This is a genomic window from Streptomyces sp. NPDC057654 (genome assembly GCF_042800135.1).
Taxonomy (GTDB): domain Bacteria; phylum Actinomycetota; class Actinomycetes; order Streptomycetales; family Streptomycetaceae; genus Streptomyces.
The window spans coordinates 1-8580 of sequence record NZ_JBHVHQ010000330.1 but is presented as its reverse complement, the minus strand read 5'-3'; the positions used below and the strand labels follow the sequence as shown (position 1 = coordinate 8580).

Below are 8580 nucleotides of genomic sequence, written 5' to 3'. Positions count from 1 at the left end.
GGACGCGAAGCTCGTCGCGTTCTACCGCGAGGTCGGCGACGGCCGGCCGCGGGCGGGGGCGCTGGACGCGGCGCTGCACGACGTACTCGGCCTGGACGCCCAGGAGTTCACCGCACGCTGGCGCGCGTATGTGAAGGCCCAGGTCGGCTGAGACGGCGCGTCAGGGGACCAGCGCCGCGGGCACCCGCTCTTCGGGCCGGCCGGCCGTCGCCGCCGCCCGCGGCTCGGTGACCGTCTCCCGCCACAGCCGCACGCAGGCGATCAGCGTCGCGGCCACCAGCAGCCCGTTGCGCAGGGCCAGCGGCACGACGCCCTGCCAGTCGCTGTGCGAGACATGCCGGAACCAGACGGGGAATTCGAGCTGCGTGAGCGGCGCCGCGAGCAGCACCAGCACGGCGGGCAGCCGCTGCCGGGTCGTGCGGACGGTCAGGCAGACGGCGGCGAGGCCGATCAGCCACACCAGGTACTGCGGGCTGATGACCCGGCTCGTGGTGGTGAACAGCAGCACCGCCGCGAAGGCCGCGTCGAACGGTGTGCGCACCGCGAACCGCCGCGCCCGCAGCCGCCACAGCAGCAGCCCGCAGAAGGCGGACACGGTCAGCGCCAGCGCGATCCGGCTGACCAGCGGCACGTACGGGCCGATGAACTCCACCGAGCCGTACGTGTACCGCACCTGCCCGCTCCACCCGAAGTGGCGCGCCACATGGAAGACGAGGGCCCCGAGCGATTCGACCTCGGTGCCGCGGTCGCGCTGGGAGGTCAGGAAGGACAGCGCGCCGGGCATCGCCGCCGCGGCGAGCAGCGTGATCCCGAGCGCGGTCAGGACTGCCGCGCCCCACGTCGCGCGGGTGCGGGGGCCGCGTGGCACGCCGATGAGCAGCAGCACCGGCCAGACCTTCAGCAGCGCGCCGAAGCCGGCGAGCGCGCCCGCGGCGCGCGGCAGGCGCGCGGCGACGAGCAGCGCGGCCACGGCGACCGCCGTGACCATCAGGTCGTAGCGCGCGTACACGATCGGGCCGAGCAGCGGCAGCCCGGCCACCCACAGCCAGGCACCCGCGCCGCTGCGGCCCGCGCGCAGCCCGGTGTGCGTGAGGGCCGCGCAGACCGCCGCGTCCGTCAGGCAGGACAGCGCGAAGAACGCCGGGGCGTAGTTGAGGAACGGCAGCAGGCCGGGGGAGAGTACGGCCAGTGCGGCGGCCGGCGGGTACTGCCAGGTCACGTCGGTCAGCGGGAACGTGCCGGTCCGCAGGACCTCGTACCAGCCCTGGTAGATGAACTGGACGTCGACGGTGACGTCCGAGCCGGGCAGCGTCCACACCTTGCACAGGCCCAGCAGCAGCACGGCGCGGGTGACGAGCCACGCGCCGCCGATGCCCGTGATCTTCAGCTTCATCCCATTCCTCCGCATTCGACCAGAAAGGCATGATGCCGTCCGCGGAGGTCCGGAGCCGCGACGTGGCGGGGCGCGGCGCGGCTGCCGCCCGATCGCACCCGGTACTGTCACAGGCGATGGACAAGACCTTGATCGTCACCAACGACTTTCCGCCGCGCCCCGGCGGCATCCAGGCGTTTCTGCACAACATGGCGCTCCGGCTCGACCCCGAGCAGATCGTCGTCTACGCCTCGACCTGGAAGCGCGGCCAGGAAGGCGCCGCGGCCACCGCGCGCTTCGACGCCGAGCAGCCGTTCCGCGTCGTGCGGGACCGTACGACCATGCTGCTGCCGACACCGCGGGTGACGCGGCGGGCAGCCGAACTGCTGCGCCGGCACGGCTGTACGTCCGTGTGGTTCGGGGCCGCCGCGCCGCTCGGCCTGATGGCGCCCTCGCTCCGCGCCGCCGGGGCCAGGAAGCTCGTCGCCACCACCCACGGCCACGAGGCGGGCTGGGCGCAGCTGCCCGCGTCCCGGCAACTGCTGCGGCGCATCGGCGAGGGCACGGACACGATCACCTATCTGGGCGAGTACACGCGCTCGCGGATCGCCCCCGCGCTGTCCGCCGCCGCTGCCGCCCGCATGGTCCAACTGCCGCCCGGCGTCGACGAGAAGACCTTCCACCCCGGCTCCGGAGGCGACGAGGTACGGGCCCGGCTCGGGCTCACCGACCGCCCCGTCGTCGTCTGCGTCTCCCGGCTCGTACCGCGCAAGGGGCAGGACACGCTGATCCAGGCCATGCCGCGGATCCTGGCCGCGGTGCCGGACGCGGTGCTGCTGATCGTCGGAGACGGGCCGTACGGGCGTGAACTGCGCAAACTCGCCGCCGACACCGGGGTCGCGGACTCCGTCCGCTTCACCGGTCCCGTGCCGTGGGCCGCGCTGCCGGCCCATCACGGCGCCGGTGACGTCTTCGCCATGCCGTGCCGTACGCGGCGGGGCGGGCTCGACGTCGAGGGGCTCGGCATCGTGTATCTGGAGGCTTCGGCCACCGGGCTGCCGGTGGTGGCCGGGGACTCCGGCGGGGCGCCGGATGCCGTGCTGGACGGGGAGACGGGGTACGTGGTGCGGGGCGGCTCCCCGACCGGTGCGGCCGACCGCATCATTGCCCTGTTGCATGATGCGGATCTTCGGAGCCGGATGGGCAAGAGGGGGCGGGCCTGGGTGGAGGAGCGGTGGCGCTGGGACCAATTGGCTGGCCGCCTGGCTTCTCTCCTGTGAACCCCTGCCCTCAATCGCCGGCCAGGCTCTGTGTCCTCAAACGCCGGACGGGCTGAAGAGCTTGTCCTCAAACGCCGGACGGGCTGGGGGTGCCGGGCTGGCTGAGTGGTGCGGTGCCGGTCACCGCTTTGTCCTCAAGCGCCGGACGGGCTGGTGGTGCCGGGCTCGTTGAGTGGGGCGGTGCCGGTCATCGCTTTGTTCTCAAGCGTCGGACGGGCTTGATTTGGCTGGGGCTGTGGGAGTTGTCGGATGGGCTCAATCGAGCCCGTCCGGCGATTGAGGACGACGTATTCAGCCCGTCCGGCGTTTGAGGACAAGGCTCTTCAGCCCGTCCGGCGACTGAGGACATGGCTCTACGTGGAGTAGAGGGACTCGATGTCGGGGGCGAAATCCTTCGCGACCACGCCTCGTTTGAGTTTCAGCGACGGCGTCACGTGGCCGGATTCCTCGGTGAACTGGGCGGGGAGTACGCGGAACTTGCGTACGGATTCCGCCTTGGAGACGGCGTCGTTGCCGTCGTCGACGGCCTTCTGCACCTCCGCCAGGAGTCCGGGGTCGGAGGTGAGATCGGCCGGGGTCAGGTTCGCGGGACGGCCGTGGTCCGTCAGCCAGCGGGGGAGGAATTCCTCGTCGAGGGTGATCAGCGCGCCGACGAAGGGGCGCCCGTCGCCGACCACCATGCATTCGGCGATCAGCGCGTGGGCGCGGATACGGTCCTCGATCACGGCGGGGGCGACGTTCTTGCCGCCCGCGGTCACGATGATCTCCTTCTTCCGGCCGGTGATCGACAGATAGCCGTCCTCGTCGACGGTGCCCAGGTCACCGGTGTGGAACCAGCCGTCGGAGAGCGCGTCGGCGGTAGCCGTCTCGTTGTTCCAGTAGCCGGTGAACAGGTGCTCGCCGTGGAGCAGCACCTCGCCGTCGTCGGCGATGCGGACCACGGACCCCGGCAGCGGCTGCCCGACCGTGCCGATCTTCTGCCGGTCCCACGGGTTGAACGCGCTGGCGGCGCAGGACTCCGTGAGCCCGTACCCCTCCAGGACGGCGAAGCCGATGCCGCGGTAGAAGTGGCCGAGCCGTTCGCCGAGCGGCGCGCCGCCGGAGATGGCGTGCGTGGCGCGGCCGCCGAGTACGGCCCGCAGCTTGCGGAAGACCAGCCGGTCGAAGACCTTGTGCCGGATGCGCAGCCCCAGCCCGGGGCCCTGCGGGGTGTCGAGGGCCCGGCTGTAGGCGATGGCCGTCTCGGCGGCGCGGTCGAAGATCTTGCCCTTGCCGTCGGCCTGCGCCTTGGCCCGTGCCCCGTTGTAGACCTTCTCGAAGACCCGCGGCACGCCCAGCACCAGCGTCGGCCGGAACGTCGCCAGCTCGTCGGTGAGGTGCTTGATGTCGCTGACGTGCCCCAGCTTGATCGGGGCCATCACCGCAGCCAGCTGTACGAGCCGGCCGAAGACGTGCGCGATCGGCAGGAACAGCAGGACCGCCGACTCGCCCGTCGTGAACAGCGGCTTCAGCCGCTCCACCACATTGCCGACCTCCGCGAAGAAGCTGCGGTGGGTCAGCACGCAGCCCTTGGGGCGGCCGGTGGTGCCCGAGGTGTAGACGATGGTGGCGGGGGAGTCGGCGACCGCGAGGGCGCTGCGCTGGTCGACGACGGCGTCGGTCAGATCCTCCCCGGCGCTGCGCAGCCGTCCGATGGCGTCCCGCTCGATCTGCCAGATGTCCTTGAGGTCCGGCAGCCGGTCCCGTACGGACTCCACGGCGGCCTCGTGCGCCGGGGACTCCACCAGGCAGGCGACGGCGCCGGAGTCGCCGAGGATCCACTGGATCTGCTCGGGCGAGCTGGTCTCGTACACGGGGACGGTGACCGCGCCCGCGCTCCACACGGCGAAGTCCAGCAGCGTCCACTCGTACCGGGTGCGGGACATCAGCCCCACCCGGTCGCCCGGCCGCACCCCGGAGGCGATCAGTCCCTTCGCGGCGGAGCGGACCTCGGCGAGGAAGGCGGCGGCGCTCACGTCCTGCCAGCGGCCGTCGACCTTGCGGCCGATGACCGTCACCTCCGGGCGCTGCGCGGCGTTGCGGCGGATCAGGTCCGTCAGGTTGCCGTCCGCGGGGACCTCGTACAGGGCCGGAAGGCTGAACTCGCGCAAGACTGCTGCTCCTCGTCGGGCGCCGGCGCCGCTACGTCGTCGGGGGCGTCACGCCGGCTGCGGTCCATGTCAGGCAGGGGATCGGACGGCCCGGACGTTACCCACCGGTACGGCCATGGGATAGGGGTGACGGCCAGATGTTCGTTGCGTCACACGACGCGCCGCATGCCATGGGACTGGTCCTGGCAGACTAGTCCCTCCTTCCGGTGACCGGGAAGTAACCGCAGGTCGGGGACCTTCCGGAGGCGACGACATTCGGCCTAGGGTGATCCGTATGCGAGTCCATGTGGTCAGTGATGTGCACGGCAACAGCACGGATCTCGCCAGGGCGGGCGACGGCGCCGACGCCCTGGTCTGCCTGGGTGATCTCATCCTGTTCCTCGACTACGCCGACCACTCCCGCGGCATCTTCCCGGACCTCTTCGGCGAGGCCAACGCCGACCGGCTCGTCGAGCTGCGCACCGCCCGCCGCTTCGACGAGGCCCGGGAACTGGGCCGCCGGCTCTGGGACGGCATCGACCGCGAGAGCGCCATCGAGACCGCCGTGCGCAAGCAGTACGCGGAGCTGTTCGCCGCGCTCCCCACGCCCACCTACGCGACCTACGGCAACGTCGACATCCCCCGACTCTGGCCGGAATTCGCGGGCCCCGGCACCACCGTGCTCGACGGCGAGCGCGTCGAGATCGGCGGCCGGGTCTTCGGCTTCGTCGGCGGCGGCCTGCCCTCGCCGATGCGCACGCCGTACGAGGTCGACGAGGACGCGTACGCCGCGAAGATCGCCGCCCTCGGCGAGGTCGACGTGCTCTGCTCGCACATCCCGCCCGAGGTTCCGGAGCTCTGCTACGACACTGTCGCGCGCCGCTTCGAGCGCGGCAGCTCGGCCCTCCTCGACGCCGTCCGCGAGATCCGCCCGGCGTACTCGCTCTTCGGCCATGTCCACCAGCCGCTCGCCCGCAGGATGCGCATCGGGGCGACAGAATGCGTCAATGTCGGTCACTTCGCGTCCACCGGCACCCCTTGGGCACTCCAGTGGTGAATCGCGCACTCCTCCGGTGAATCGGGGCACTCCTAAGGTGGAGGCACGGGCCCGCGGCGGTCGCCGGCGGTCCGGCCGGGCGGGCGCGGGGCGCCGGCCGTCACGCTGAGTCGAGGTGCGGTCTGCCGTTCGACCGGCGCGCGGTAGCCTTCACCGGCAGGCACACCAGGCGGCGGACCGGTACGGAGGAGCCACGGAGATGGCGGAACACACCAGCTCAAGCATCACGGTCGAGGCGGCCCCGAACGAGGTCATGGCGGTCATCGCCGACTTCGACCGCTACCCGGAGTGGACCGGGGAGGTCAAGGAGGCCGAGGTGCTGGCCAAGGACGACCAGGGGCGCGCCGCGCAGGTCAGGCTCGTCCTCGACGCGGGCGCGATCAAGGACGACCACACCCTCGCCTACACCTGGAGCGACTCCGGGGACATGGTCAGCTGGTCGCTGGTCAAGTCCCAGATGCTGCGCCAGCTCGACGGCTCGTACAGCCTGGCCCCGGCCGCGGGCGGCAAGCACACCGAGGTGACGTACCAGCTCACCGTCGACGTCAAGATCCCCATGCTCGGGATGATCAAGCGCAAGGCCGAGAAGGTCGTCATCGACCGCGCGCTGGCCGGACTCAAGAAGCGCGTCGAGGGCGGCGCCGCCCCCGACGAGACCGCGAAGTAACGCCGCCGCACCCGAACCCCACCGGGCAGTCACCCCCCTCACCACCCCCCATTACGGCACCTCCCAGCCCCCCAGCAGTGGACGCCGTCCCTCGAACCACGCTCCCCACCGCCGGAGGCTCCTCGTGCGTACGGTCCTCGTCACCGGAACCGGCGGGGCGGGCCGCACCACCGTCGCCGCCGCCACGGCGCTCGCCGCCGCCCGCGCGGGCCGCCGGACGCTGCTGCTCACCGCCGACCGCGGCCCCGTCCCGGACACGGTGCTCGGCGCCGCCCTCCCCGCCGAATCGACCGGGCCCGCCGAGCCGATATCCGCCGCCCCCGGCCTGTGGGCCGCCCGCATCGACGCCGACGCCCGCTTCCGCGGCCACGCCCAGAACCTTCAAGAGCGCGGCTCCTCCCTCTTCGACCTGCTCGGCGCGGCGCCCTTCGACGCCGAGGAGCTGACCGAGCTGCCCGGCGCCGAGGCCCTCGCGACGCTCGCCGCCCTGCGCTCCGCGCACGCCGACGGCGGCTGGGACCTGATCGTCGTCGACGCCCCGCCCGCGGCGGAGACGGTCCGGCTGCTCGCGCTGCCCGAGCAGCTGCGCCGCTACCTGCGCCGCCTGCTGCCCACCGAACGGCAGGCCGCCCGCGCGCTGCGGCCCATGCTCGCCCAGCTCGTCGGCGTGCCGATGCCCGCCCAGAAGCTCTACGAGCACGCGGAGCACTGGGAGAACGAGCTCGCCGCCGTGCAGGGCGTCATCGAGTCGGCCGCGACGACCGTCCGCCTCGTCCTCGAACCCGGCGCGCACGCCGCCGACTCCCTGCGCGCCGCCCGCGCCGGCCTCGCCCTCCAGGGCTGCCGCATCGACGCCGTCGTCGCCAACCGGCTGCTGCCGACCGGCTCCGCGGACCCCTTCCTCGCCGCCCTCTCCGGCCGCCAGCAGGCCGCGCTCAAGGACCTCCACGAGGAGGCCACCAAGAGCGCGGCGGGCGGGGCGGCCGTGTGCGAACTGCCCCACCTGGGCCGCGACATCCAGGGGCCGGACGACGTCGCGGAGCTGGGCGGGCCGGATGCCCTGCTCCCCGAGGCCGTCGGAGCGGAAGGCCGCGCCCCCGACCCGTGGACCGTCGAGGACCGGCTCGCCGACGACGGCGTGCTCGTCTGGCTGCTGCCGCTGCCCGGCGCCCGCCGCGAGGGCCTCGACCTGGTGCGCCGCGGCGACGAACTCATCGTCAGCGTCAGCCCCTTCCGCCGCGTCCTGCCCCTGCCCTCCGCGCTGCGCCGCTGCTCCGTCTCCGGCGCGGGGCTGCGGGACGGCGTGCTGCGGGTGCGATTCACCCCCGACCCCGCGCTGTGGCCGAAGAGCTTCTGAGCACGCCGGGACCCGCGGCGCGGCGCGGCGGCGCGGACCACCGCTGTGCGCCGTTCGGGTAACGTCGAGGGGAACAGCAGCCTCGTCGCAGGAGTCCGCCATGAGCGATGCCACCGAGCGCCCCGTCGACGACAGGGCGGAGCCCGACGCCTGGGAGAAGGCGTGCGCCGAGGACCTCGCCGCGGAGAAGGAACGCCGCCGCCGGCAGTACGGGCCGCCCCCCGGCTCCGCCGCGGAGGAGCTGCGCAAGCTGGTCGACGCCGTGGCGGACAAGGTGTCCGGCATCGAGCTGCCGCTCGCCGGGATGGCCGCCCAGGGGGCCGTACGGCATCTGATCTCGCAGGCGAAGAACGCCGTGGAGCCGGTGATCGAGCGCAACCCCGACGTCTTCGACCACCTGGCCGCCGCCGGTTCGGAGCTGCTCGCCGCCTACCGCTCCGCCGTCGAGAACCAGGAGCGGCGCTGGACCCGGGGCACGGACGGCGCGGGCGCCACGGGCGGCGGGAGCGACACGGGAGCCGCCGGCGGCCCGAAGGGCGAGGACGGCACGGGCGGTACGGGCGGCACGGAGCGCATCGACCTCGACTGAACGGCGGGCCCGCTGGGCGAGAGGCTCGCTGAGCGGGAGGCCCGCGTCCGCTCCCGCCGCCGGAACCGGACGCCGTCCCCCCTCCGGTAACGTGGGGCCCGGCGGGGTTCGACCGAAAAACTGAGGGAC

At 73.1% G+C, this 8580-nt stretch carries 7 protein-coding genes; 5 read left to right on the top strand and 2 right to left on the bottom strand.

Translation table 11 applies throughout. The annotated features are described in order from the left end of the window. Window positions 1–160 precede the first annotated feature (160 nt). Window positions 161–1393, bottom strand: coding sequence for a glycosyltransferase 87 family protein (locus ACFU99_RS23180; protein ID WP_384394928.1), 1233 nt, complete (start codon window positions 1391–1393; stop codon window positions 161–163). A 116-nt stretch (window positions 1394–1509) separates the two neighbouring features. Here ACFU99_RS23180 and ACFU99_RS23175 point away from each other — a divergent pair, with 116 nt between their 5' ends. Continuing rightward, window positions 1510–2652 carry a glycosyltransferase family 4 protein gene (locus tag ACFU99_RS23175; protein WP_384394926.1) on the top strand — a complete coding sequence of 381 codons (1143 nt, stop codon included), beginning with the start codon at window positions 1510–1512 and terminating at the stop codon, window positions 2650–2652. A gap of 353 nt (window positions 2653–3005) precedes the next feature. Here the strand turns inward: ACFU99_RS23175 and ACFU99_RS23170 are convergent, their stop codons facing one another. Beyond that, window positions 3006–4802, bottom strand: a complete 1797-nt coding sequence (locus ACFU99_RS23170) for an AMP-dependent synthetase/ligase (protein WP_384394925.1) — start codon at window positions 4800–4802, stop codon at window positions 3006–3008. Between the two features lie 274 nt (window positions 4803–5076). Here ACFU99_RS23170 and ACFU99_RS23165 point away from each other — a divergent pair, with 274 nt between their 5' ends. The 4 genes from ACFU99_RS23165 (at window position 5077) to ACFU99_RS23150 (ending at window position 8451) form a co-directional block, all read left to right on the top strand. After that, window positions 5077–5838 carry a metallophosphoesterase gene (locus ACFU99_RS23165; RefSeq protein WP_384394923.1) on the top strand — a complete coding sequence of 254 codons (762 nt, stop codon included), beginning with the start codon at window positions 5077–5079 and terminating at the stop codon, window positions 5836–5838. Between the two features lie 199 nt (window positions 5839–6037). Continuing rightward, the gene (locus ACFU99_RS23160; RefSeq protein ID WP_384394921.1) at window positions 6038–6505 is read left to right on the top strand and encodes an SRPBCC family protein; all 468 of its coding nucleotides are present in this window, start codon (window positions 6038–6040) and stop codon (window positions 6503–6505) included. A gap of 124 nt (window positions 6506–6629) precedes the next feature. Beyond that, complete coding sequence (locus ACFU99_RS23155; RefSeq protein ID WP_384394919.1) at window positions 6630–7862, top strand: ArsA family ATPase; 1233 nt, start codon at window positions 6630–6632, stop codon at window positions 7860–7862. 100 nt (window positions 7863–7962) lie between these two features. Next, window positions 7963–8451 (top strand): DUF5304 domain-containing protein, encoded by a 489-nt coding sequence (locus tag ACFU99_RS23150; RefSeq protein WP_384394917.1) that lies wholly within the window; start codon window positions 7963–7965, stop codon window positions 8449–8451. Window positions 8452–8580 lie beyond the last annotated feature (129 nt).